Annotated in this window: 23 protein-coding genes and 1 pseudogene; 15 read left to right on the top strand and 9 right to left on the bottom strand. The window is 54.2% G+C overall.

The window, feature by feature from the left end; all coding sequences use genetic code 11:
- Nucleotides 1–906, top strand: coding sequence for an AraC family transcriptional regulator (locus tag EYY67_RS17380; protein WP_119823682.1), 906 nt, complete (start codon nt 1–3; stop codon nt 904–906).
- Here EYY67_RS17380 and EYY67_RS17375 read toward each other — a convergent pair.
- Nucleotides 896–1,804 carry a LysR family transcriptional regulator gene (locus tag EYY67_RS17375; protein WP_131693993.1) on the bottom strand — a complete coding sequence of 303 codons (909 nt, stop codon included), beginning with the start codon at nt 1,802–1,804 and terminating at the stop codon, nt 896–898. The two genes, EYY67_RS17380 and EYY67_RS17375, sit on opposite strands and share 11 nt — an antisense overlap.
- A gap of 119 nt (nt 1,805–1,923) precedes the next feature.
- Between EYY67_RS17375 and EYY67_RS17370 the strand changes: the two genes are divergently transcribed.
- The 3 genes from EYY67_RS17370 to EYY67_RS17360 all read left to right on the top strand — a co-directional run bounded on the left by EYY67_RS17370 (nt 1,924) and on the right by EYY67_RS17360 (nt 3,616).
- Nucleotides 1,924–2,664, top strand: a complete 741-nt coding sequence (locus tag EYY67_RS17370) for an SDR family oxidoreductase (RefSeq protein ID WP_131693992.1) — start codon at nt 1,924–1,926, stop codon at nt 2,662–2,664.
- 179 nt (nt 2,665–2,843) lie between these two features.
- Nucleotides 2,844–3,293 (top strand): STM2901 family protein, encoded by a 450-nt coding sequence (locus tag EYY67_RS17365; RefSeq protein ID WP_131693991.1) that lies wholly within the window; start codon nt 2,844–2,846, stop codon nt 3,291–3,293.
- Entirely contained in the window at nt 3,287–3,616 is a 330-nt protein-coding gene (locus EYY67_RS17360; protein WP_131693990.1) for a DUF1493 family protein, read from the top strand. The genes EYY67_RS17365 and EYY67_RS17360 overlap by 7 nt, the downstream gene beginning before the upstream one ends.
- Nucleotides 3,617–3,645: 29 nt before the next feature.
- Here EYY67_RS17360 and EYY67_RS17355 read toward each other — a convergent pair whose 3' ends face one another.
- The 3 genes and pseudogenes from EYY67_RS17355 to EYY67_RS17345 all read right to left on the bottom strand — a co-directional run bounded on the left by EYY67_RS17355 (nt 3,646) and on the right by EYY67_RS17345 (nt 6,247).
- On the bottom strand, nt 3,646–4,125 hold the full coding sequence (locus EYY67_RS17355; protein ID WP_131693989.1) for an Hcp family type VI secretion system effector: 480 nt from the start codon (nt 4,123–4,125) through the stop codon (nt 3,646–3,648).
- A 633-nt stretch (nt 4,126–4,758) separates the two neighbouring features.
- Nucleotides 4,759–4,950 (bottom strand): annotated as a pseudogene (locus EYY67_RS17350) (type VI secretion system tube protein Hcp); the annotation flags it as partial.
- Between the two features lie 394 nt (nt 4,951–5,344).
- Nucleotides 5,345–6,247, bottom strand: a complete 903-nt coding sequence (locus EYY67_RS17345) for a DMT family transporter (protein WP_131693988.1) — start codon at nt 6,245–6,247, stop codon at nt 5,345–5,347.
- Nucleotides 6,248–6,436: 189 nt separating this feature from the next.
- On the opposite strand from EYY67_RS17345, the gene EYY67_RS17340 reads away from it, so the two are divergent.
- The 4 genes from EYY67_RS17340 (at nt 6,437) to EYY67_RS17325 (ending at nt 9,581) form a co-directional block, all read left to right on the top strand.
- Nucleotides 6,437–7,306, top strand: a complete 870-nt coding sequence (locus EYY67_RS17340) for a helix-turn-helix domain-containing protein (protein ID WP_131693987.1) — start codon at nt 6,437–6,439, stop codon at nt 7,304–7,306.
- Nucleotides 7,307–7,331: 25 nt separating this feature from the next.
- Nucleotides 7,332–7,865: a GNAT family N-acetyltransferase gene (locus tag EYY67_RS17335; protein WP_131693986.1), complete on the top strand. Its 534-nt coding sequence runs from the start codon at nt 7,332–7,334 to the stop codon at nt 7,863–7,865.
- Between the two features lie 34 nt (nt 7,866–7,899).
- Entirely contained in the window at nt 7,900–8,523 is a 624-nt protein-coding gene (locus EYY67_RS17330) for a glutathione S-transferase family protein (protein ID WP_095924364.1), read from the top strand.
- Nucleotides 8,524–8,723: 200 nt separating this feature from the next.
- Nucleotides 8,724–9,581, top strand: a complete 858-nt coding sequence (locus EYY67_RS17325; RefSeq protein ID WP_095924365.1) for a PA4780 family RIO1-like protein kinase — start codon at nt 8,724–8,726, stop codon at nt 9,579–9,581.
- A gap of 20 nt (nt 9,582–9,601) precedes the next feature.
- On the opposite strand, the gene modA is transcribed toward EYY67_RS17325, so the two are convergent.
- From modA to EYY67_RS17310, 3 genes are all read right to left on the bottom strand, one after another.
- Nucleotides 9,602–10,342: a molybdate ABC transporter substrate-binding protein gene (gene modA / locus EYY67_RS17320; RefSeq protein ID WP_095924366.1), complete on the bottom strand. Its 741-nt coding sequence runs from the start codon at nt 10,340–10,342 to the stop codon at nt 9,602–9,604.
- A 47-nt stretch (nt 10,343–10,389) separates the two neighbouring features.
- Nucleotides 10,390–11,439, bottom strand: a complete 1,050-nt coding sequence (locus EYY67_RS17315) for an ABC transporter substrate-binding protein (protein WP_242675610.1) — start codon at nt 11,437–11,439, stop codon at nt 10,390–10,392.
- 186 nt (nt 11,440–11,625) lie between these two features.
- Nucleotides 11,626–12,258 (bottom strand): LysE family translocator, encoded by a 633-nt coding sequence (locus EYY67_RS17310; protein WP_131693984.1) that lies wholly within the window; start codon nt 12,256–12,258, stop codon nt 11,626–11,628.
- Between the two features lie 157 nt (nt 12,259–12,415).
- Between EYY67_RS17310 and EYY67_RS17305 the strand changes: the two genes are divergently transcribed.
- The gene (locus EYY67_RS17305; RefSeq protein WP_131693983.1) at nt 12,416–13,219 is read left to right on the top strand and encodes an inositol monophosphatase family protein; all 804 of its coding nucleotides are present in this window, start codon (nt 12,416–12,418) and stop codon (nt 13,217–13,219) included.
- A gap of 225 nt (nt 13,220–13,444) precedes the next feature.
- A complete protein-coding gene (locus EYY67_RS17300) occupies nt 13,445–15,007 on the top strand; it encodes a methyl-accepting chemotaxis protein (RefSeq protein WP_131693982.1) in 1,563 nt (520 codons plus the stop codon).
- Nucleotides 15,008–15,017: 10 nt separating this feature from the next.
- Here the strand turns inward: EYY67_RS17300 and EYY67_RS17295 are convergent, their stop codons facing one another.
- Entirely contained in the window at nt 15,018–17,111 is a 2,094-nt protein-coding gene (locus tag EYY67_RS17295; RefSeq protein ID WP_119823658.1) for a putative bifunctional diguanylate cyclase/phosphodiesterase, read from the bottom strand.
- Between the two features lie 268 nt (nt 17,112–17,379).
- On the opposite strand from EYY67_RS17295, the gene EYY67_RS17290 reads away from it, so the two are divergent.
- The 3 genes from EYY67_RS17290 (at nt 17,380) to EYY67_RS17280 (ending at nt 21,791) form a co-directional block, all read left to right on the top strand.
- A complete protein-coding gene (locus EYY67_RS17290; RefSeq protein ID WP_095924372.1) occupies nt 17,380–18,048 on the top strand; it encodes a glutathione S-transferase family protein in 669 nt (222 codons plus the stop codon).
- A 410-nt stretch (nt 18,049–18,458) separates the two neighbouring features.
- A complete protein-coding gene (locus EYY67_RS17285; RefSeq protein WP_095924373.1) occupies nt 18,459–19,826 on the top strand; it encodes an NCS2 family permease in 1,368 nt (455 codons plus the stop codon).
- 315 nt (nt 19,827–20,141) lie between these two features.
- Nucleotides 20,142–21,791 (top strand): Na+/H+ antiporter, encoded by a 1,650-nt coding sequence (locus EYY67_RS17280; RefSeq protein WP_095924374.1) that lies wholly within the window; start codon nt 20,142–20,144, stop codon nt 21,789–21,791.
- 81 nt (nt 21,792–21,872) lie between these two features.
- Here the strand turns inward: EYY67_RS17280 and EYY67_RS17275 are convergent, their stop codons facing one another.
- Entirely contained in the window at nt 21,873–22,751 is an 879-nt protein-coding gene (locus EYY67_RS17275; protein WP_095925260.1) for a LysR family transcriptional regulator, read from the bottom strand.
- A gap of 143 nt (nt 22,752–22,894) precedes the next feature.
- Here EYY67_RS17275 and EYY67_RS17270 point away from each other — a divergent pair, with 143 nt between their 5' ends.
- Together EYY67_RS17270 and EYY67_RS17265 are read left to right on the top strand one after the other, a co-directional pair.
- Nucleotides 22,895–23,317 carry a CidA/LrgA family protein gene (locus tag EYY67_RS17270; RefSeq protein ID WP_095924375.1) on the top strand — a complete coding sequence of 141 codons (423 nt, stop codon included), beginning with the start codon at nt 22,895–22,897 and terminating at the stop codon, nt 23,315–23,317.
- Entirely contained in the window at nt 23,310–23,999 is a 690-nt protein-coding gene (locus tag EYY67_RS17265) for an LrgB family protein (protein WP_095924376.1), read from the top strand. The genes EYY67_RS17270 and EYY67_RS17265 overlap by 8 nt, the downstream gene beginning before the upstream one ends.
- Nucleotides 24,000–24,161 lie beyond the last annotated feature (162 nt).

The raw sequence follows: 24,161 nt of genomic DNA, 5'->3' as shown, positions 1-24,161 counted from the left end.
ATGACGTTAATGACATCCCTGAGCGCGCGCGTGTTGCGTGCTTTTGCCACCCTGCCGCCGGAAGAGCTTTCCTGCCCGACGGCGCTGCCCTGGCTGTCATTTATCCGCTTTACCCATCCGACGGCGCTGAACAAAGGCATGCTGGAACCTTCGATGTGCCTGATTTTACAGGGTCAAAAAAAGGTGCTGATCGGCACGGAGGTGGTGGAATACGGCGCGGGCAGTTATCTGCTTTCCGCCATTGATATGCCGGTTTCGGGGCAGGTCACGCAGGCATCAGCGGATCTTCCGTATCTGGGGATCCGCATCGATCTTGATCTGAAAGAAATGGCGGATCTGATGATCGACATGCAGCTCGATCAGCGGTTGATCCCGACATCCGGCAGCGTCACCTATGTCGCAAAATCCGATGACTGTCTGGCCGACGCATTTTTGCGGCTGGTGACCCTGCTTGAGCATCCGCAGGATTTGCAGGCGCTCGGGCAACTGGTGAAAAAAGAGATTTTCTACCGGCTGATCACCGCCCCCGAAGGCGGTCATTTTTATCAGCATTTGCTGTCGTATTATCAGGGCAAGGGCGTCAGTGAGGCGATTCAGTGGATCAAAGCCAATTTCGCGCATCCGCTGCGTATGGACGAGCTGGCGAAAACGGTCGGCATGAGCGTGTCGAATCTTCACCACCGGTTTAAAGCGCTGACGGTGATGAGCCCGCTACAATATCAGAAACAAATCCGTCTGCTCGAGGCGCGGCGGTTGTTGCTGAGCGGCAATATTGACGCGGCGACGGCGGCGTTTCGGGTGGGTTACGAAAGCCCGTCGCAGTTTAACCGGGAATATCGTCGTTCGTTTGGCGCGCCGCCCTTGCAGGATATCGGCCAGCTCCGCCAGCAGGGCGTCACGTTGTAAGCGGATGCGGATCGCGCCGCGCAAACTCTTTCACCATCCAGTCGATAAATACCCGCACGCGTGGCGAAAGCTGGCGGTTGCGCGGATAAAGCAGGGAAACCGGCAGCGAACCGGCCGGATAATCCGCCAGAATCTGCACCAGACTGCCCTGCGCCAGATCTTCCAGCAGGCCGTAATGCGGCACCTGAATAATCCCCATCCCGCGCCGTGCCGCTTCTTTCATGCTTTCCGCGCCGTTGACCGACAAACTGGTCGGCAGCATAACGTCACGCAGTTTACCTTGCTGCTGAAACACCAGCGGCAACAGACCACCGGTCGCACTGGACCGGAAACCAATCATCCGGTGACCGGCGAGATCGTCCGGTGTTTCCGGTATGCCAAAACGTTGCAGATAGTCCGGGCTGGCGCAGGTAATTTCCGGCAACGTACCGAGCGGCCGCGCCACCATATCGCTGTCTTTCAGCTCTCCGGCGCGGATCACACAATCGATGCCTTCCCGCACCAGATCCACCAGCCGGTCGCCTTCGCTCATGTAAAACTCAATGTCGGGATACTGCGCCAGAAAATCCGGTAAGCCGGGCAGCAGAAAATGTCGCGCCATCGAACCGTGTACATCCACCCGCAATAACCCTTTCGGCTGCGCACCGGCAAAGGCCATTTCGGCATCTTCCACATCCGCCAGAATACGCAGACAGCGCTGGTAATAGGCTTCGCCATCCAGCGTCGGACTGACGTGACGGGTAGTGCGTTGCAGAAGCCGGATGTTGAGCCGCGTCTCCAGTTGTTTAATCGCGTCGGTCACCCTCGAGCGTTTCAGGTTCAGCGCCTGTGCGGCCTGCGTAAAACTGCGCAGTTCCACCACGCGGGTGAATAACTGCATGCTGTCGAGTTTATCCATGATGATTGTTCGCCTTTTTCGGATAGTGATAACGAATATCGGGTAATTATCCGGCAGCGTCAATCGGCTACGCTTTCTTCAGCAGCAATGAATCCGGACAACTCAAAAGGAAATACCTCATGACTTCATCAAAACAGAAAGTCGCCCTGGTCACCGGCGCATCCCGTGGTATCGGCGCAGCGATTGCGCAGCGTCTGGCGCGGGACGGTTTTACCGTGATAGTGAACTATTCACGCGGTGCGGCAGAGGCCGACGCCGTGGTCAGCAAGATTGAGCAGGCAGGCGGCAAGGCCATCAGCGCGCAGGCGGATGTCAGCGACGCGGCGGCGGTCAGCCGGATGTTTGCCAGTGCGGAACAGGCGTTTGGCGGCGTGGATGTGCTGGTCAATAACGCGGGCATTATGACGCTTTCTGCCATCGCCGATACCGACGATGCAGCCTTCGACCGCCTAATCGACATTAATCTGAAAGGGACCTTCAACACCCTGCGTGAGGCGGCGAAACATCTGCACAATGGCGGGCGCATCATCAACTTTTCATCGACGGTGGTGGGGTTATATCAGCCGACGTACGGCGTGTATGCCGCGACCAAAGCCGCTGTCGAGGCGCTGAGCCGTGTGCTGACCAAAGAAATGCGCGGCCGCCAGATCACCGTCAATACCGTTGCGCCCGGCCCGACGGCAACGGATTTATTCCTCAACGGCAAATCGGATCAGCTGGTGGAGACCATCGCCAAAACCTCACCGCTTGAGCGCCTCGGTCAGCCGGAAGACATCGCCTCCGTGGTCGCCTTCCTCGCCGGTCCCGACGGTGCCTGGGTGAACGGCCAGACGCTGAAGGCGAATGGCGGGATTATTTAACATTCCTGTTTAAGCCTGAAAGATAAATAGTCTGAATGCAGCTCGCAAAAGCCTGTAACGAAAATAACGTTACGGGCTTTTCGTTTTAGCGGTCGATGGCGATTAACGTGACAGGACATATTGTCTGCTTATGAATGCGGCAGTATTCTAAATCCATTCTGAATATAAGGATTTAGCGAGTGGATACGGTAGAAGAACTTAAGGGAACGTATTTTTATAAAGGTGTATGCAATATCTCAGCCGGTGAGCTTTTCTTTTGGATATTTCTTGATGAAATTGGAGATCAATTTGGAGGGATCACTGATTTAGGCGCGATGGCGCTGATAATTCTTGGTCAGCCAGTTATCGCTACACGAGGGAAAATAGGTTTAACGACTAAGGGGACATCAGTAGCTTCATTAGCGTCGAGGCGATATCTTAATTATACATTGCCTTTTCAATTGCCAACGTTTACAAATCAATCTATCAGAACGTTAAAGCCTATGTTTGTTAACAATTTGGGCGCCTTCGTTGGCAGGGCTGTACCGGTTGTTGGTTGGGTTCTTATTGCCAGTGATGTGGCGACAATCGCTTATAAAACCACGTCGCACTACAACAAAATAGCACGCGGAAATGATAAAATATGGTAACGGACGAAGACGTATTGTTATTTTTTCGCAAGGAATTATCTACCCTCGGGACATGGGATTTTAAGAAGATCCCACTCCAGATTGATACTGTACTTCAGGATTACGCTTTAGACACAACTGAGTTTATTGAAGCGATAGAGAAATATTACGAAGTGTTTGGTGTAGATGTATCGAAACTAAACTGGAATAGTTACTACCCCTGGAAAGTGGAATGGTTTTATCGGAAATGGTTTACCAAAAAACCTTTGAAACAGACTAAAAGGCCACTGACATTAAAAATGTTTGCTGAGTCTGCGCGGGCCGGTAAGTGGCTTTATGATTAAGGGGCTTACGCCCCTTGCAACTAACATGACTATGCTTTTTCGTTCCATGCATCCGAAAATTGTACATTCCCGTCACAATATTTCCATGTGATTTTTTCGTACCTGAATTGCACTGACTCAATATGCCCGGTGCCGATGACAGAAGATATGTCGTGCATAACAGGGGTGATCGATACAACTTTCACACCTTCAAGGAACATAATGAAATACTCAACTTCCTGGCCGGCATCGTTGATACGATACCATTTCAGTACAGCGGATTTGAGGGTTTGACCTGATGCGACGGCTTTGTAGAGATAAGGACTAGAGGAGTCAAATTCCTTTTCAATTAGCATTGCGGCATGAATGCGTGTGCCGGTCAGTTTACCTGTATTATTATCGGTGGGGATGTTCAGGTTATGGGTAAATCCTCGCACCTCAATACTGCCTTCGCGATTATTTACATCTACTGAGCCTTTGATGTCCGCGCCGCCATCGTCTTTAAGCCATAAGTAAGCCGGGATTGCCATTTTGATAAATTCCATTTTTAAAAGAGAAGTGTCACGTTATGCCTCACTGTCCCGGCATACCATTAATTGAGTTGTAAAAATGTAATTTTCAGAAGTTTATTATTGAAGGGCGAGCGTTAATGCTGGCGCTTAATAGGGAAGTGATTAAATATTTTAAATAATGGATGCGCGTCCTTTCCAAAGGGTCTGCTTCGCGGTGCTACCCGACGCATGCGCTAATCACAGGTTATCGCTTTGACTTCTAAAATCCCCCATTGCGAGATTTTAAGTAAAGGTGTTGCAACGAACTTATTAGCCCGGGAGTGACTCACGGGCTATGGTTATTATCTCTGTACCCATTTATAGCAAATGTAAATGACGAACAACGAAATTATGGACGAGATGATGAAAGAGGTGAGGAGGTATAAGTCAATAATTTCCTCTATTCCGTAAATCCCCCAAAACTTTGCAAGCCGGAGTATATTTTCATCGCTAACAATGCTGTTGATTATGATCATTGAGATGAATGTTAATAGACAGAAAACTACAACATAGCAAGCGGAAACCAACACCCATTTTATAGTTTTCATCCTTATGCGACTCTTATGATGCCGTGAGCCTTCAGTGACGTTCCCGGCACCCCGATCATTGAGGGTCTTTCTCAAAACCTAACGCTGCATGTATCCGCGTGCCGGTGATCTTGCCTGTAGCCCCGTCAGTTGGAAGATGCAGAGAGTGTCCAAAACCTTGAATTTCAATTGAGCCTTCACGTCCTGCAACATCTACTGAGCCTTTGATGTCCGCGCCGCCATCGTCTTTAAGCCATAAGTAAGCCGGGATTGCCATTTTGATAAATTCCATTTTTAAAAGAGAAACGTCACGTTATGCCTCACTGTCCCGGCAATCCATTAATTGAGTTGTAAAAATGTAATTTTCAGAAGTTTATTATTGAAGGCAGTGCGTTAATGCTGGCGCTTAATAGGGAAGTGATTAAATGTTTTAAATAATGGATGCGCGTCCTTTCCAAAGGGTCTGCTTCGCGGTGCTGTGTACACCGCTGGGGAATAATTCGTAACCGTTAAATAATAAAGTAAGTCGTTCAGATATTGGAATGCGATCCGCGAAAAAATAAGGATTTAAGCCCTGCTTATCTAATATCTGAACCTGTAATATGAAGCTGTCATTATTATTAATGGTCTTCCAATATTCACAGCCTTTCTTTATCTGGCCTGATCTAAACCTAAACCACTGCCGCCTTCCTGAACATTTCCAGCCAGTTCGGGCGGCAGAACATCACCAGATTGCCCATGAGGATCAGCGCCAGACCGATAATCGCATTGATGTGCCACTGATAGCCTTCATAGGACGTGGACACCGTCAGGGCGACCAGCGGGAACAGCAGGGTGCTGTAGGCGGCCTGACTGGCACCGATGCGGCCGACCAGCGTGAAGTAAATCCCGAAGGCCAGCACTGAGCCAAACAGCGACAGATAGACCAGGGAGCCGAGGTATTGCGGGGTCAGATCGATGGCGAATGACGCGCCCTGCATCAGGCTCAGTGCGCCCATAACGGCCGTGCCGTAAAACATCGCGTAAGTATTGGTGGAAAGCACATCCAGCCCGTGGCGCTGGTGGCGGGAACTGATCATATTTCCCAGCGAGAATCCGTAGGTGCCGAGCAGGCTGAGACCGATGCCTTTCAGCAGTTCCGGCGCGATGTGTGCCGCGCTCAGATCATGCCAGAACAAGGTGATAATGCCTGCCAGTCCGAGAACCGACGCCGGGATCACCGCCGGTGCCAGTTTCTGGCGGAAAAACACCATGCCGTTGAAGGCGTTAAACAGCACGGCCATGGAGAAAATCACCGATTCCAGTCCGCTGGTGATATAGGCTGCCGCGTGATAGAAACAGTAAAAATTGAAGCAAAAAACGCAGCACCCCTGCACCATGCAGAACAGGTGATCTTTGAGCGCCAGACGTCGCAACCGGCGCGTTGCCAGCAATGCCACCAGCATGATCACCGCCGCCAGCAGGAAGCGGTAGAAAATCGACACCGTCACCGGGACATCGCCCTGTTGCAGGTAGATGGCAAACCAGGTAGTGCCCCAGATAATAATCACCAGAATATAAAGCAGCGCGTTCATAGCCTTCTCTCGTTTCACATGACATGTTGAGCGGAGTGTGCGGGAATGCGCGCTGGCTGGCTGTCAGCCGTTTGCGGCGGGTTGCATATTCTTGCGCTTTTTTTCGCTGCATCACGCAGCAAAATCTGGCTCTGCGGCGGGGAAAAACCGTAAACTGTGACTCTTCTTTCCTCCACCGGGTGTGCTGGCATGACCAGGGTTTATCAGGCATTTGAAACGCTGCGCAAGCACAAAGCGGTGCTGCATGACAGTCTGACACTGGGGTCAGGTATTCAGCTGGCGGCGTGGTCGAACAAAAATGACATCGTCAATCAGGAAAGTGCCGATCACCACACGCTGAGCCTGTACGTCGCCGACGGTTATGAGTGTTATCACAAAACCCGCAGCGGCTGGCGCAATGGCGGCGGGCCGGATCGTTTTTGTCTGATGCCGAAAGACAGCATGTCGAGCTGGGATGTGCGCGACGATTTGTCGTTTGTGCATCTGTATTGCTCCGATGAACATTTACGGCATCTGGTGGAACAAACCTGGGATCGCAGTCCGGCGGCGATCCGCATGGAAGAGCATACGTTCGGAGAAGATCCGCAAATTACCCTGCTGTATCGCCACTTTTTACTCAGCACTCAGTGGCAGGAAAACAGCAATCAGCTGATGCTCAGCAGCGCGGCAAATCTGCTGCTGGCACATCTGGTGAAACATTACACCCATCTGCAATGGGCGCTGCCCACGGTACGCGGCGGGCTGGCACCGCATATTCTCAATCGCGTGAAAGATTACATTCACGCGCATCTTGCTGAACCCTTGCTGTTGCCGGACCTCGCCGCGCTGGCGGAACTCAGCGAATTCCATTTCGCCCGTATGTTTAAACAAAGTATGGGCATGGCGCCGCATCAGTACGTGATGAATGCCCGGCTGATCCGTGCGGAAATTTTATTAAAAACCAGTCAGATGGATATCACCACCCTTGCGCTGGAATGCGGATTCAGTTCCGCCAGCCATTTCAGTAACCGCTTCAAAGCCGTGCGCGGCATGACGCCGACGGCGCTGCGCCGCGGCTAATTCATCTTATCCTTCAGGAAAAACCATGCAGACCCTCGCTCCCGTTATTGAAACCGAACGACTGATTTTACGCGGCCATCATGTGGATGATTTTGAACATATCGCCGCGCAATGGGCCGATCCGGCTGTGGTGAAATATATCGGCGGCACGCCGTCCGGCCGCGAGGCGAGCTGGAGCCGCCTGCTGCGTTATCCCGGCCACTGGCAGATGCTGGGGTTCGGTTACTGGATCGTGTTCGAAAAAAATCACGGCGCAGAAGGCGCGTTTGTCGGTGAGATCGGTCTGGCGGATTATCAGCGGGAAATTACCCCATCGCTCAATGGCATGGCAGAAATGGGCTGGGTGGTTTCTCCGGCGTTTCACGGCAAAGGCTATGCGTTTGAAGCCGCACAGGCGGTACTGAACTGGGCCGGTACACATCTCGATCGTCAGCTATGCTGCATTATTGCGCCGGCGCATCAGGCTTCCATCCGTCTGGCGGAAAAATGTGGTTTCGTGGCAAAAACCGATACCACCTATCATGGGTCAGAAACGCGGATTTTTGTCCGTCCGTCGTAACCGGCTATTAACGCTCCACTTATCAGGGGAAATCATGCTGAAGATTCTGGGTAAATCACCGTCGATCAATGTGCGTAAAGTGTTGTGGACCTGTCACGAACTGGGGCTGGAATATGAACAGGAGCAATTCGGTTCAGGTTTTCAGACCACACAGACGCCGGAGTTTAAGGCACTGAACCCCAATGCGATGGTACCGGTGCTGCTCGACGGCGAGTTTGTGCTGTGGGAATCCAATGTGATTTGCCGCTACCTGACGGCGCGGGAAGGGCGTGAGGATTTGCTGTCATCTGATCCGAAACGCCGTGCGCTGACGGAACAGTGGATGGACTGGCAGGCCGGTGAGCTGAATAATTCGTGGCGATATGCGTTTCCGGCGCTGGCGCGCAACAGCCCGCAACATCAGGATCCGGCGCTGATTGATGCCGGTGTCAGCGAGTGGAACCGTCATATGCAGATGCTGGAAGAACAGCTTCAGCGCAGCGGCGATTACGTGCTGGGCGATAATTTTACCCTGGCGGATATTCCGATCGGGCTGGCGGTGAACCGCTGGTCGATGACCCCGATGTCGCGTCCGGCGTTACCGGCGGTGTCGGCGTATTATGATCGCCTCAACCAGCGCGAAGGTTATCGTTTATTTGGCAGAAACGGTCAGGTTTAGCGTTAAGAAATAGCAAGATGACAGGCAATAACCTGTGCGCAGAAAGTATCCACACCCTCGTCACTACGTTAAACTGTACCCCTGAAGACAGTCAGCGATAAGGATCAAGAAAGGATGACGCGAACCGCGTGTCTGGTGTGTAATGCAGGGAATATTGCGCAGGTCATTCCCTCATGCGCTGAAATAAGGTACAAGGCTGCATGAAAATCCCAAATAGAATCCAACCTCTGGTGGATGACGGCCTGATTGATGATGTGGTCCGTCGACTGAAAAGTGGCAAAGAGGCCGACGTTTACACCGTGTTATGCGGTGAAGAGATCCGTTGTGCCAAAGTTTACAAAGAAGCGACACAACGTAGCTTCAAACAGGCTGTGCAGTATCAGGAAGGCCGTAAAGTGCGCAATACCCGTAATGCACGTGCGATGCAGAAGGGGTCAAAGTTCGGCCGTAAGCAGCAGGAAGAATCCTGGCAGACGGCGGAGGTGGATGCGCTGTTTCGTCTGGCGAATGCCGGTGTGCGCGTGCCGCAGCCCTATATTTGTCTGGACGGCGTGCTGCTGATGGAGCTCATCACCGACGCCGACGGCGTGGTCGCGCCGCGTCTCAGTGATGTGATCCTGACGGAAGAAGAAGCCGTCGCGGATTTTGAGACCATGATCCGTAACATCGTGCGCATGTTGTGCGCCGGTATCGTGCATGGCGATTTGTCAGAATTTAATGTGCTGATGGATGCCGACGGGCCGGTTATTATCGACCTGCCGCAGGCCGTGGACGCGGCAGCCAACAACCATGCCGAATCGATGTTTGAGCGCGATGTGAATAACATGACCGAGTATTACGGTCAGTTTGCGCCACAGTTGCTGGAAACGCGTTTTGCCAAAGAAATCTGGGCATTGTACGAAGACGGCAAACTGACGCCGGAAACCATTCTGACCGGGCAGTTCACCGAAGATACGCACAAAGCAGATGTGGATTCGCTGCTGGATGAAATCATTGCCGCCGAAGATGAGTACTATGATCGTCAGCGGGCAATGAAGGAAAGGGACCTCGATCACTGAGGTATATTTTTTCCTTTTTTCTATTCCGGCATCACCGCATGTCTCCCGCAAAAACCGGCATTCTGCAAAATATGCTGGCCGGTTTCTGAAAGAATAAAATCTGCCAGCGGTTTGCCTTTCTCCGTGCAGGTCGCCAACGCGTATCTGGCCCGCACGTTGTAATCCGCCGGAATGTTGTAGACTTCCAGCGCATCGTTTTCCCGCAGCAGCGTGGCATAACTGGTATAGCCGATAAACACATCGGCCTGACCGCTGCAAATCAGCCATTCCGCCGCCAGTTTGCCTTCCGGTACTTTCGCCGATTTCTCACCGCCCACCAGCCGCAGCGCTTTATTGCGCAAAATCGCCCCCGCATCAGGATGCCTTCTTTCGATCTGCTCGAACATCTGCCAGGTGTAATCGCCGGAAGGATCGCTTTGCGGCGTCGAGGTCGCCAGACGAAAACGCGGATCCAGCAACACGCTCAGCCAGTTGAGTTTCTCCAGCTCGGGCCCTTTTCTGGCCGTCACGCACAGGCTGTTGCCGCAAAAGGCTTCCACCTCCAGCGCCTTGCCATGTTGTTGCAACGTCAGCGGATGCGCGGTATTGGCCGAGGCAAACAGATCGACTTTTTCACCCTGTTCGATGCGCTCGCGCAGCAATCCGGCGGGGCCGAATTCCACGTCGATTTTGTCGCCCGTTTCTTCCGTAAAGGCATCACACAACGGTGCCCACGCACGGCGCAGACTCCCTGCCGCCAGCACTTTTATCGTCTTTGTCATCAGGTCTCCTTGTCACATTGCCTCAACATAAAGCGCCGGAGACGAGGCTATTTCCCCGCGCGCGCCGCTTCTGTCGCGGGCTTATAATTTGTCCGGTAGAAGCGCTGATAATAGTCATCAGCCTGTTTTTGCATGTCGATGTCGGCGAATTTTTGCGGGTAGAGTTTTTTCGCCATCCACAGTTCGCCAATGGCCAGGGCTTCGGGCATCGGGTAGCCCCAGGCTTTGGCGTATTCCGGCATCAGATAGACACGATGGTTTTTCACCGCATCAATACCCTGCCACTTCGGATCCTGCTGGATCTGCCCGACCACGTCAGGATAACGATCCTGCACGAAGATCACCTGCGGGTTCCAGGCGATCACCTGTTCCAGCGCGACCTGTTTAAATCCTTTCACCGTGGACGCCGCCACGTTCATGGCACCGGCATGCGCCATCATCAGGCCGGTATATTTCCCGGAGCCGTAGGTGGTCAGATCGGGATTGGCCATATAAGTGCGGATCCGCTGACTGGCCGGAATACTTTTCAGCCGCCCGCCGGTTAACCGGCGCTGAGAAAAAGTATAGTCGATCAATGCCTGCGCCTGTTTCTGGTGATTCACCACCTCACCGATCAGCGCGATGCCTTTTTTCAGCCCTTCGGAGTAGGCCTTGTCTTCATCCGGCAGCACCGGATTCATCTTATGTTCTTCGCCTTTCGGATCATCACGCAGCGATACCGCCACCACAGCGATGCCGGTCTGGCTGATCTGGTCGATCATTTCCTGCGGTGCATAGTTGGTGACGAACACCACCTGCGGATGCAGCGCCACCACGCTTTCCAGATTAACGCTGGTCAGGTCACCGACCACCGGTGTTTTTGCCAGTTCCGGCGCGAGGCGCACATAACCGCTGCCCAGTTGCTGCTGCCAGTTGTTCAGCACGCCGACGATGTCCCGGGTGGCATCAAGCTGCACCAGCAGATTAAGGGTCTGGTGTTGCAACACGACGACGCGATCCACCTGATCGGGAAGAGTGACCTGACGGCCAAGCTGATCGGTGATCTGACGTGTAGCCAACGCGGAAGGGGAAGCCAAACTCAGGGCCAGGCCGAGCAGGGCTGCCGGAGTCAAAAAGCGGGATGAAAATACGCGCACGGAAAAATCCTCTGGTTTCGTTGTGCAGAGGATTATATAGCGTTCGCGGTAAAGTGAATATGACCGGTGATAAGTGCCACGTTTTTATCAATCGACAGTTTTTAGAAACTGATGGTTTTATAAACAGATGGTCTTGTAAACAGAGCGTTATTTGCGCCCGTCGAGCAGCATACGCACCGCCAGTCCGCCCAGCACCGCGCCCATAAACCAGCGCTGAAGCACCATCCACAGAGGGCGTACAGCCAGAAAGCCCGCGATATAGCCTGCGGAAAGTGCCACCAGCGCGTTAACCGTCGTGCTGATCAGAATTTGCGAGCTGCCCAAAATCAGCGACTGTGCCAGCACATGCCCCTGTTCCGGCACGATAAATTGCGGCAACAGCGTCAGATACAACACGGCGGCTTTGGGATTCAGCAGATTAGTGACCAGCCCCATGGTGAACAGTTTTTTATGACTGTCGCGGGGTAAATCTCTGACCTGAAACGGCGAGCGACCGCCGGGTTTCACCGCCTGCCAGGCCATATACAGCAGATACGCCGCGCCGCCGATGCGCAGGGCGTCGTAGGCGAACGGCACCGCCATCACCAGCGCGGTAATGCCCAGCGCAGCGAAAAGCATATAAAACAGGAATCCCAGCACCACGCCACCCAGCGAGATCAGCCCGGCTTTCGGACCCTGACACAGCGAACGCGAGATCAGGTAAATCATGTTAGGTCCGGGTGTTAACACCAGACCGAGACAAATCAGCAGAAAGGGCAACCAATGGGCGGCATCGGGCATGGAAAACTCCGGCAAAATTCATAAAGTTGAAGCACACAGATATAGAGTGTTTTACGCTGTTTTAGCAAGCGGCAGGTTGTCATTTTTTATTCATCGATTCCGGTGCATTCTATAAAGACAGCTTTTGTTCCTTCCGACTGAAAACTCAGGATTTGTCATGACCAACACTATGATGTCCCCGCGTCTGGCGGTTGCCAGTCAGATTGCGGCGCAGGCCGCCAGACTGGCGCTGGACTTTTTTCACCGCCGGGACGCTATCGAAATCAGCAGTAAGCGCACGCAGGATTTTGTTTCTGAAGCCGATCTGGCGGTTGAGCAGTTTATCCGTACCCGGCTGGCAGAGCATTTTCCGCAGGATGCGGTGATCGGTGAAGAGATGGGCGGCATTCTGACCGACGCGCCGTGCTGGGTGATTGATCCTATCGACGGCACCTCGAATTTCCTGCGCGGTTCGCCGCTGTGGGGCGTGTCGCTCGGGCTGGTGGAAAATAAACAGCCGGTGATGGGCATTGTGGTGCTGCCGGTTTTAAACGACCTGTTTGCAGCAGAATCCGGAAAGGGGATTTTCCTCAACGACAAACCCTTCCGTCGCGATGACCGTTTTGAAGATGTACAGATTGTGTCGCTGGGCGACAGCGCCGATGACAAACTGGACGAGGCCTCGGCCTTTTATCAGGGGATCCGCGCGGCTGACTGGTCAGTACATTGTTATCGCTGTACCACGGTCGGCATGGTGTTTGCGGCAAAAGGTATTATCGACGGCCATCTGCAACGGCGCACCACGCTGTGGGATATCGCTGGCGGCACGGTGTTGTGTCAGGAAGCCGGGCTGGAAACGGTGGTGAAATTCGCGAAGACAGCGGACGGCAGCGACAATTTCCGACACATGTCGGTGGCGGCGGGGACGGCGAAGTTGTTGTCGGGCGTCAGCCCGTTATGGCCGGATTTTGAGCCAAAGTGAGTCGCGGTGATTTCCCTCTCGCCCTGAGAGGGCAAAACCGGTAAATGCGTGGCAGATCATGTTTTTATCGCATTGCGGTAACATGAAAAATTTGTCCGGTAACCCTGAAATTACATTTCGAAAGTCAGTGTTTAACAAAATGAAATATAGTTTCATTTTGCCTAAAGTTCCCCTGCGTTTGGCCGTTATGAGAGTTTCCTGTCACTGACTTCCCGATGTGTCCAGATGAAAAAGATCACTAACCTCACCATCCTTGCCCGTTTACTGGGTGCTTTCGCGCTCGTCATGTCGCTGATGCTTATTCTGGCGGCCATGTCGGCCTGGTTGCTCAACAGCAGCAATCAGCAGATTGAAAATTACCGCGCTTACCGGCTGCCCGGCGTGCAGTTTCCGCTGGTCATGCGCGGAACGCTGGCCGAATTACGGCTGCAACAGGTGCAGTACATTGCCTCGCCGCAGGGTGCACCGCGTGACGGTCACCGGGTCGAAATCTTGCAGGCGGTGGCCACTTTTAAAGAGGCTGAAAACGCATACCAGACACTGAACAGTGGCGGCAGTAAATCGGATCTGTTTAAACAAATCGTCCGCAATTTTGAACAGTTTTCGCTGGCGAACGATCAGGTGATCGCGGCGGTGGAGCGTAATGACATCGCGCAGGCCACGCAAATCAGCGGCGATAACTCGCGCAAGTACCGTACGCAACTGATGGCGGATCTGGCGACACTGGTCAAAAACGAACTGACAAACAGCGAGCAGGCCGCCGCCGGGGCACGCAGCAGCTATCACACGGGCAGCGCGATGTTCTTAGTGCTGGTGGGTGTGGCCTTTGTACTTTCACTGGCGATGGCGCTGCTGCTGGCGCGCAATCTGGTGAAACAGCTGGGCGGTGAACCGGCCTATGCCGCCTCTATCATGCGCGAAATAGCCGCCGGTAATCTGGCGGCAAAAGTTACCCTGAAACCGGGTGATGACGGTAGTTTGCTGGCCTCCCTCAACGGGATGAATCAGCAACTGAATAAAACCATTCATCAGATTATGCAGGGCAGCGAATCCATCAGTCATGCCGCCAGTGAAATTGAACAGGGCAACGTGGATTTATCACAGCGCACTGAAGAACAGGCGGCCTCGCTGGTGCAGACCAGTTCCAATATGCAGAACCTGACCACCACCGTCAGCCAGAATGCGGATAACGCGCGACAGGCCAGCCAGCTGGCGCTGGAAACCTCGAAAACGGCGTTTCAGGGCGGGGCGATCGTAACGGGAATGCAGGCGCATATGCGCGATGTGTCCGGCAGTTCGAATGAAATCATTAATATTATCAGTGTGATTGAAGGCATTGCCTTCCAGACCAACCTGCTGGCGCTGAATGCCGCCGTCGAAGCGGCCCGTGCCGGTACGCAGGGCAAGGGCTTTGCGGTAGTGGCAAGTGAAGTGCGGGTGCTGGCGCAAAAAAGCGGACAGGCGGCGAAAGAGATTAAAGACCTGATCCAGGGCACCGTCAGCAAAATTGCCGAAGGGTCGCAGCAGGCCGATCGCGCCAGTAAAGCCATGAACGAGATTGTCAGTTCGGTGAATAAGGTGGCGGGAATTGTCAGCGAAATTTCGACGGCAAGCTCGGAGCAGCACACCGGTATTCATGAAGTGGGGATTGCAGTCGATCAGATGGACCGGGTGACGCAACAGAACGCCGCGCTGGTCGAACAGGCGGCTGCCGCGGCGCAATCCCTGACGGAGCAAAGTGTGGAATTGCGCAACGCCGTGCGTTTCTTCCGCACGGCGGCCGTCTGAGCAGGGCGCGTCAGACTTTTTGCGTAATGGTGATCTGCGGTTCCCAGTCTGAATCGGGATGCTGGGCAATTTGTTGTGGCGTCATCGGACGTCCCAGCAGATAGCCCTGCAAGGTGTCGCAACCCAGCTGGGTCAGGAAATCCTGCTGCTGGGTGGTTTCCACCCCTTCGGCCACCACTTTCAGGTTGAGGGTCTGGCCAAGGGCAATGATCGCCGACACGATGCTGGCGTCTTCACTGCCGGCAATCAGATCGTTAATGAAGGCACCGTCGATTTTCAGCTCGCTGGCGGGCAGACGTTTAAGATACAGCAGGCTGGAATAGCCGGTACCGAAATCATCAATCGAGGCTTTAACGCCGTATTGCGTCAGGCGCTCCAGAATTTCCACGCTCACGTCGGGATTGCGCATCGCGGTGGTTTCGGTCACTTCCAGCGTCAGCATTTCAGGCGGGATCTGATGGCGCTCAATGGTATCAATCACCATTTCCACCAGATTTGTCTGCTCAAACTGCAACGTGGATAAATTCACCGCCACGGTCCATTGCGTATGCCCCTGCAGATGCCATTCGCGCAACTGGCGGCAGGCTTCGTTCAGCACCCATTCACCGATGGGAATAATCAGACCGGTTTTTTCCGCCAGCGGCAGGAACACATCCGGGCTGAGGGTTTTGCCCTCACGCTCCCAGCGTAACAGCGCCTCAAAACCGCTGACCGGCCCGTAAGGCGCGATAAATTTTGGCTGATAGTGCAGACGCAATTCGTGGTGTTCCAGCGCCAGACGCAAATCATTGAGCATCTGCAACTGGTTCTGCGCATTGGCGTTCATCGACGGCTGGAAGAAACTGTGTCCGTTACGGCCTGAATTCTTGGTGTGGTACATGGCCGCGTCGGCATTGAGCATCAGCTCGCGCTCATTCTCGCCATCGCCCGGATACACCGCAATGCCCACGCTGGCGGACACCAGCAGTTCGTAGCGGGACACATAGAACGGACGCGCAATCAGATGCACCAGTTTATCGGCCAGTTGCGACGCGTCGGTCGGCTCGGTGATCTCAACCAGCAGCACAAATTCATCGCCCCCCAGTCGCGCCAGTGTATCCGTCGCCCGCAGCTGAGATTTCAGGCGCTCGGTAACGGAAATCAGCAGTTGATCACCGATGTGATGGCCGAAGGCATCGTTCACGGCTTTAAATCCGTCGAGATCGAGGAACAACACCGCAAACTGTGATTCGCCGCGAGAGGCTTTCTGAAACGCCTGACTGAGACGGTCTTCCAGCAACAGACGGTTCGGCAACCGGGTGAGATTGTCATGCAGCGCCAGTTGCGTCAGCTCGCGGTTGGCCTGCGCCAGTGACGATGCCAGAATCGACGTGCGGGCCTGCATACGGCCATCCAGAATGGAAATGATCAGCGTGATCGCCAGAATGGCCAGCGTGACCACAATCACCAGCAACGCCAGCCAGTTATTGTCCACGCCGCTGAATGCCGCCATGCTGTGGCTGTCCATCGGAAATTCGGCGGCGGCCATACCGATGTAATGCATGCCGACAATGGCCGTGCCCATCACCACTGCGGCGCTGATGCGCAACAGGCGCACGTTAGGCGACTGCTGACGTAAATGGAATGCCATCCACAGCGCCGCACCGGAGGCGACAATCGCCACCGCCACCGATAACGCGACCCAGCGGTAATCGTAAACAATCGGCGGCATCATCAGCATCGCCGACATACCGGTGTAATGCATCGCGGCAATGCCGCCGCCCATCAGCAAGGCACCCGCCAGTAACCGTCTGACCGGTAATTCCTGCAGACACACCAGCCACAGCGCAAAGGCTGACGAAATGATGGCGATAAACATGGAAAGCAGGGTAATGACCGGGTCGTAACCCATTGGCATCGCAGAATTAAAGGCCAGCATGCCGATAAAATGCATCGACCAGATACCGATACCCATTGCAATGGCGCCACCAATTAACCAAAGTCGGGAAGCCCTTCCCTCCGTGGTGGCAACCCGGCCAGCCATATCAAGTGCGGTATAAGAGGCAAGCATTGCAACAATGAACGAAAACATAACGAGCACATTGTTGTAATTACTGGAAAACATGTGAGGCTCCACAAACATAGAGTCGAAAGCGACGGGCTGATTTTTTATCCGGCGATAATGGCATTAAGAGTTATTAAAGGCGAATGAAGTTACGATTATTTTTTTCATGTAATTAAGATTAATCCGTAAGTGATTTTAATCAAATAAAAAGATTCTGGCGCAAATAAACCCGATAAATAGCAGGGTTTTTAATGTATTTGTGATACGGGTTTTGAAAGCGTTGTCTATAGTTAACAAATAATTAAATCAAACGGGGCAGAATACCTTTATGTTAACAGTGCATCATTTGGATAATTCACGATCACAGCGAATCTTATGGATGCTCGAAGAGCTGGGCGTCCCTTATGAAATCCAGCGTTATCAGCGGGATAAAAAATCCATGCTGGCGCCGGAATCGCTGAAAAAAGTCCATCCGCTGGGCAAATCACCGGTGCTGGAGGACAGCGGCATGATCCTCGCGGAATCCGGTGCCATCATTGAATACCTGCAGGAAGTGTACGATGATGCGGGCACGCTGAAACCGGCCGCTTTTGCCGAACGTCAGCAATACCGTTACTGGATGCATTATGCGGAAGGTTCGCTGATGCCGTTGCTGGTGATGAAGCTGATTTTCAGCCGTCTGGGCAAACCGCCGATGCCGTGGCTGATCCGTCCGGTCGCCGGCGCGATCGGGCAGGGCGTACAGAAAAACTATCTGGATAAGCAGATTTATACCCACATGGATTATCTGGAACAGCATCTGACCACGCATCCTTATTTCGCCGGTTATCAGTTCAGCGCGGCAGATATTCAGATGAGTTTCCCGATAGAAGCGATCAATGCCCGCGCCGGTTTGGGAAAATATCCGCGACTCAATGCCTGGCTGGCGAATATAACGGCGCGTCCGGCCTATCAGAAGGCGCTGGAAAGTGGCGGGCCGTTTACTATCTTGCGTTAATCCCATTCTGCATTTTTATATTTCGACACGTTCATGGCGGGCAGTTTTTTATGCAATGAACGTGTCGAAAAAATAAACCTTAATAAGTCTCCTGTTATTTTTTCCTTCCTGTCTTTTTTTCCTTTTGCGTCTCACTTTTCTTCAACGGGTAAATTTCCACCACAACCGCGTTTTTATTGACCGGACAACGGTAAATTGTCGGCGAACGGAGTTGAAATGGGAGTACCAAAGGCCGGATAATCGTTTGCGTTAATTTTTGTCCCGCCACACGCGATGCGAGTTAAACGTTTGCCTTGCCGTTCTGACGCTGTTTTCGGCGATGTCAGGCGACAAATATGGAAGTGAACGTGCAGAAACGGTTTCATAATGACCACGCCGGCTAATCAGTAAAGACATTCAGAGGATTTTCCATGTCGAGTCAACAACCTCAGGCGGGCAGCGCAATTGCGCCAAAAGGCCCGCTTGATGCTTTTTTCAAAATCAGTGCGCGTGGCAGTAATGTCCGTCAGGAAGTGATCGCCGGTTTAACCACGTTTCTGGCGATGGTGTATTCGGTCATTGTGGTGCCCTCAATGCTCGGCAAAGCGGGCTTCTCGCCAACGGCGGTGTTTGTCGCGACCTGTCTGGTCGCCGGTTTTGGCTCCCTGCTGATGGGGCTGTGGGCTAACCTGCCTCTGGCGATCGGTTGCGCCATTTCTCTGACGGCCTTTACCGCGTTTAGTCTGGTACTCGGCCAGCATATCAGCGTGCCTGTCGCGCTCGGCGCGGTGTTCCTGATGGGGGTGTTGTTCACCATTATCTCGGTGACCGGTATCCGTTCGTGGATTTTGCGCAACCTGCCAGCAGGCGTTGCGCACGGTACCGGCATCGGTATCGGCCTGTTCCTGCTGCTGATTGCCGCCAACGGCGTCGGTCTGGTGGTGAAAAACCCGCTGGATGGCTTACCGGTCGCACTCGGCGCCTTCACCTCTTTCCCGGTAGTGATGACGTTGCTGGGTCTGGCCGTGATTTTTGGTCTGGAGAAACTGCGCGTGCCGGGCGGCATTCTGTTGGTGATTATCGCCATTTCCATTATCGGTCTGATTTTCGATCCGACAGTGAAATATCAGGGTTTATTCGCGATGCCTTCTCTGGCGGGCGCGGACGGTAAATCCGTGATTTTCGATCTCGACATCATGGGCGCGCTGAAAGCCGCCGTATTGCCAAGCGTGCTGGCACTGGTGATGACTGCGGTCTTTGATGCCACCGGTACCATCCGTGCGGTCGCCGGGCAGGCGAACTTACTGGATGAGAACGGCCAGATCATCAGCGGCGGTAAAGCCCTGACCGCTGACTCCGTGAGCAGCATTTTCGCGTCTCTGGTCGGTGCATCGCCAGCTGCGGTGTACATCGAATCCGCAGCCGGTACAGCGGCGGGCGGCAAAACCGGCCTGACCGCAACCGTGGTCGGCGTGCTGTTCCTGCTGATGCTGTTCCTGTCTCCGCTGTCGTATCTGGTTCCGGCTTACGCGACCGCACCTGCGCTGATGTACGTCGGCCTGCTGATGCTCAGCAACGTCACCAAACTGGATTTCAGCGATTTCGTGGATGCGATGTCAGGGTTACTGTGCGCGGTATTTATCGTGCTGACCTGTAATATCGTCACCGGTATCATGCTCGGTTTCAGCGCGCTGGTGATTGGCCGCATCTTCTCCGGCGAATGGCGCAAACTTAACCTCGGGACGGTGATTATCGCCGTCGCGCTGGTGGTGTTTTATGCGGGCGGATGGGCGATCTGATGCCAACTGCCTTTCTCCCTCCCCTGCGAAGGGGAGGGTTGGGGTGGGGTATTAATGACAATTCAGCAGGTTGAAGTGTGCTTTGGCATGAGTGTTGCAAGTAAAACCCCCTCCCGCCTCCCCCTTCGCAGGGGGAGGAGCACGAAAAAGCCTTCATTCCGGCTCCTGAGACGGGTAAGGAGCAAACCCTCTCTGATGTAACCGCACGCACTGATTTAAATCACATCCCCTTTTGATCTACTATTCCTTAGTTCGCTCCGGACTCACTCACCTGCGTCTGGCTGAAATTCATAAAAACAAGAGTCTAAGGAAAGCATGGAAATCTTCTTTACCATTCTGATTTTGATTCTGGTGGTGTCGCTCTCCGGTGTCGTCACCAGAATGTTGCCGTTTCAGGTTCCTCTTCCATTAATGCAGATTGCTGTCGGGGCCTTGCTGGCCTGGCCGAATTTTGGTTTGCATGTGGATTTCGATCCTGAGCTGTTTCTCGTCCTCTTTATTCCGCCGTTGCTGTTTGCAGATGGCTGGAAAACCCCGACCCGTGAATTCCTCCACCACGGGCGCGAAATTCTCGGGCTGGCGCTGGTGCTGGTGTTACTCACCGTCGTCGGCATCGGCTATCTGATTTATATGATGGTGCCGGATATCCCGCTGGTGGCCGCGTTCGCGCTGGCGGCGGTGCTTTCACCGACCGATGCCGTGGCACTGGGCGGCATTGTCGGCAAGGGCCGCATTCCGAAGTCGATCATGGGCGTGCTGGAAGGTGAGGCGCTGATGAACGATGCGTCCGGCCTGGTCTCCCTGAAGTTTGCTATCGCCGTGGCGATGGGCACGATGATTTTCACCGTCGGCGGTGCCACGGTGGAATTCCTCAAAGTGGCGATCGGCGGTCTGATGGCCGGTGTGGCGGTGACGTGGCTGTACAGTAAATCGCTGCGCATCATGAGCCGCTGGAGCGGTGATGATCCGGCGACGCAAATCGTCTTCCTGCTGCTGTTGCCGTTCGCATCGTATCTGATTGCCGAACACATCGGCGTGTCGGGCATTCTGGCTGCGGTGGCTGCCGGTATGACCATCAGCCAGTCCGGCATTATCCGTAACGCGCCACTGGCGATGCGCCTGCGCGCGAACAGCGTCTGGGCGATGCTTGAGTTTGTGTTCAATGGCATGGTGTTCATCATGCTGGGTCTGCAACTGCCGGGCATCCTTGAGAACTCAATTGATCAGGCGACACACGATCCGTCCATCGTCACCTGGCATCTGTTTGCCGACGTCGGGATTATCTATTTTGCGCTGCTGATCCTGCGGTTTGTCTGGCTGTGGGTGATGAAGAATTTCAGCAACCGTTTCCTGAAAAAGAAACCGCTGCTGTTTGGCAGCTACAGTACGCGTGAGCTGTGGGTGGCGTCTTTTGCCGGTGTACGCGGGGCGATTACGCTGGCCGGTGTGCTGTCCATTCCGCTGTTCCTCGCTGACGGTTCGGCGTTCCCGTCGCGTTATCAGCTGGTCTTTCTGGCGACCGGCGTCATTCTGTTCTCCCTGATTGCCGGGGTGATTGCCTTGCCGTTCCTGCTCCGGGGCGTGGTGGTGGCCGATGGCACAACCTATCGTGAAGAAGAGCGCATGGCGAAATCGATCGCGGCGGAAGTGGCGATTGAAAGCCTGCACAAGATGGAAGAGCGTCTGGCGGCGGATACGGAAGAAAACATCGATGAACAGACGCTGAAGGAAATCAGTTCGCGGGTGATCGGCACACTGCGGCGACGCACGGCCAATCGCGATGATATGGAAACCGCGCTGAAGCTGGAAAACCTCGAGCGTCGCTTCCGTCTGACCGCACTGCGCGCCGAGCGGGGTGAGCTGTATCACCTGCGCGCCACGCAGAAAATCAGTAACGAGACCCTGCAAAAACTGCTGCATGATCTCGATTTACTCGAAGCGCTTCTGGTAGAAAAAGAGGTGTAGCGTCTGTCAGAAATAAAAAAACCGCGTGCGCTGCAAGGTTCACGCGGTTTTTTATTGCCTGCTATTTCCCGTTGCTTCCCGCTATTTCCAGTAATCCCTGCACAGGGTGATCCACGCCTGTGCGCTGTGTGAAAGATAACTGCCCTGATGCCAGATAAGGCCCAGTTGCCACGGCATCAGCGGATCCAGCGGCAGCCACATCAGCGCGTTTTTATCCAGCCGCTGACAGATAGGTTCCGGCAAAATCGCCACGCCCATGCCGGTCTGCACCATCGCCGCTAAGAAGTCCCACTGTCCGCTGCGGGCCGCAATTTTCGGGGTGAAACCATGTGACGCAAAGGCATCCATCAGCTGACGGTAAAGGGCAAAATCCTCGTTATAAATCAGGATGCTTTCTTCCGCCAGTTCACTGATCGCCATACGGGTACGGTTCAGCCAGTGCGGCGTACGTGGCACCACGACGCACAGCGGATGACTGAACAGCAGCAAGGACGCGATGGACGGCACGGCATCGGCGGGCAGGGCGGTGAGCGCCAGATCCAGCTCGCCGGAAATCACCGCCTGTTGCACGGTCAGCCCACCAAACTCAGAAATTATCAGCTCAATACCGGGATACTTCTGGCGGAAACTGCCGATCAGCGGCGCGATTTGTGTCCCGACCATCGGCGGAATACCCAGCCGCAAATGGCCGGATTTCAGCGAGTTGATGTCTTCCAGTTCCGCTTCCAGCTGACGGAATTCCTCGAGGATATTCAGCCCGCGCTGATACAGCGCCTGACCGCTGTCGGTCAGCCGTAAACGCCGTCCTTCGCGGATGATCAGCGTGCATTCCAGCTCGTCTTCCAGATGGCGCAGCATTTTGCTGATCGTCGGCTGGGTGACGAACAGTTTTTCCGCCGCGCGGGTAAAGCTCTGCTGGCGAACCACTTCGACAAAATAACGTAAGGTACGGACGTCCATGGGCTGAGGTTTCCCGGTCAGATCGGCGGGTGACAAAGTATTCCAAACTGGAATCATTTTTATGATTTTAATTCATTTCTTTACCGGTTTCCTGCCAGCGTATACTTCATTTTCACTCTTTTTCCTCTTTCGAGGTCGTCCCCATGTTGTTGGCGTTGCGCACTAAAGCGCCGTCCCTGCTGACCCGCTGTCAGATCCCCGTTCAGGTGGTGCTGTACGCGGTGTTATTCGTGATTGCCGATCGTCTGGTCACCGCATTGCATCTGCCTTTACCTGCCAACATTGTCGGCATGCTGATGCTTTTGTTGCTGATCATGTTCCGCATTTTGCCGGTGAAATGGGTGAAAGCCGGTTCCCGCTGGCTGCTGGCGGAAATGCTGTTGTTCTTCGTTCCGGCGGTCGTGGCGGTGGTGAATTACGCCCAGTTGCTGATGATTGAGGGCTGGAAAATCTTTCTGGTGATCGGTGTCAGCACCTTGCTGACCCTCGGCGCGACGGCGGTGGTGGTCGATAAGGTGTACCGTCTGGAACAGCGTCTGGCGGCGAGGAAGGCGAGCCGTGACTGATTTGCTTATCAGCGTGTTGTGTTTTGTGATCACGCTAGGGCTGTATTACGCCAACAAAAAACTCTACCGCCAGAAACGCACACTGCTGCTGATGCCGCTGGTATTCACCCCCATCGTGCTGGTGATTTTGCTGGTGGTGACGCACACCTCGTATCAGGATTACATCGGGGAAACGCACTGGCTGTTGTGGCTGCTCGGGCCGTCGACCATCGCGTTTGCGGTGCCGGTTTACGAGAATATGGCGGTGATCCGTCGTCACTGGATGTCGCTGAGTGCAGGCGTGCTGACGGCCATTGTCGTTGCCGTCAGCAGTTCCGTCTGGCTGGCGCGGCTGCTGACCTTGCCGGAAGAAATCCAGCGCAGTCTGGCGGTGCGTTCCATCACCACGCCGTTTGCACTGGCGGCGGCGAAGCAAATGGGCGGCCAGCCGGATCTGGTGGCGCTGTTTGTGGTGATCACTGGCGTGTTCGGCATGGCGGTCGGCGATATGCTGTTTCTGCGTCTGGCAGTGAAAAGCGGCCTGGCGAAAGGTGCCGGATTCGGTGCCGCGTCCCACGGTGCGGGCACCGCGCGAGCCTACGAACTGGGTGCCGAAGAAGGCGTGGTGTCGAGTCTGGTGATGATGCTGGCGGGTGTGGTCACTGTGGTGATCGCGCCGATGATCGGGGTAGTGATGTGGTGATGATTAAGGCTCCCTCCCTGCGGAAGGGGAGGAGTAAGACGAAAATCAGTTCGGGTTTTATTGCAGCGGAGTGCGAAACACGATTAGCTCCCTCCCCTGCGAAGGGGAGGGCTGGGGTGGGGTATTAAGGTCAAAAACTAAATTCAAAGTGTGCTTTAACTC

The sequence above is a fragment of the Rahnella victoriana genome (genome assembly GCF_004330295.1).
In the GTDB taxonomy this organism is placed as follows: Bacteria; Pseudomonadota; Gammaproteobacteria; order Enterobacterales; family Enterobacteriaceae; genus Rahnella; species Rahnella victoriana.
This window is presented reverse-complemented; position numbering and strand designations above follow the sequence as displayed.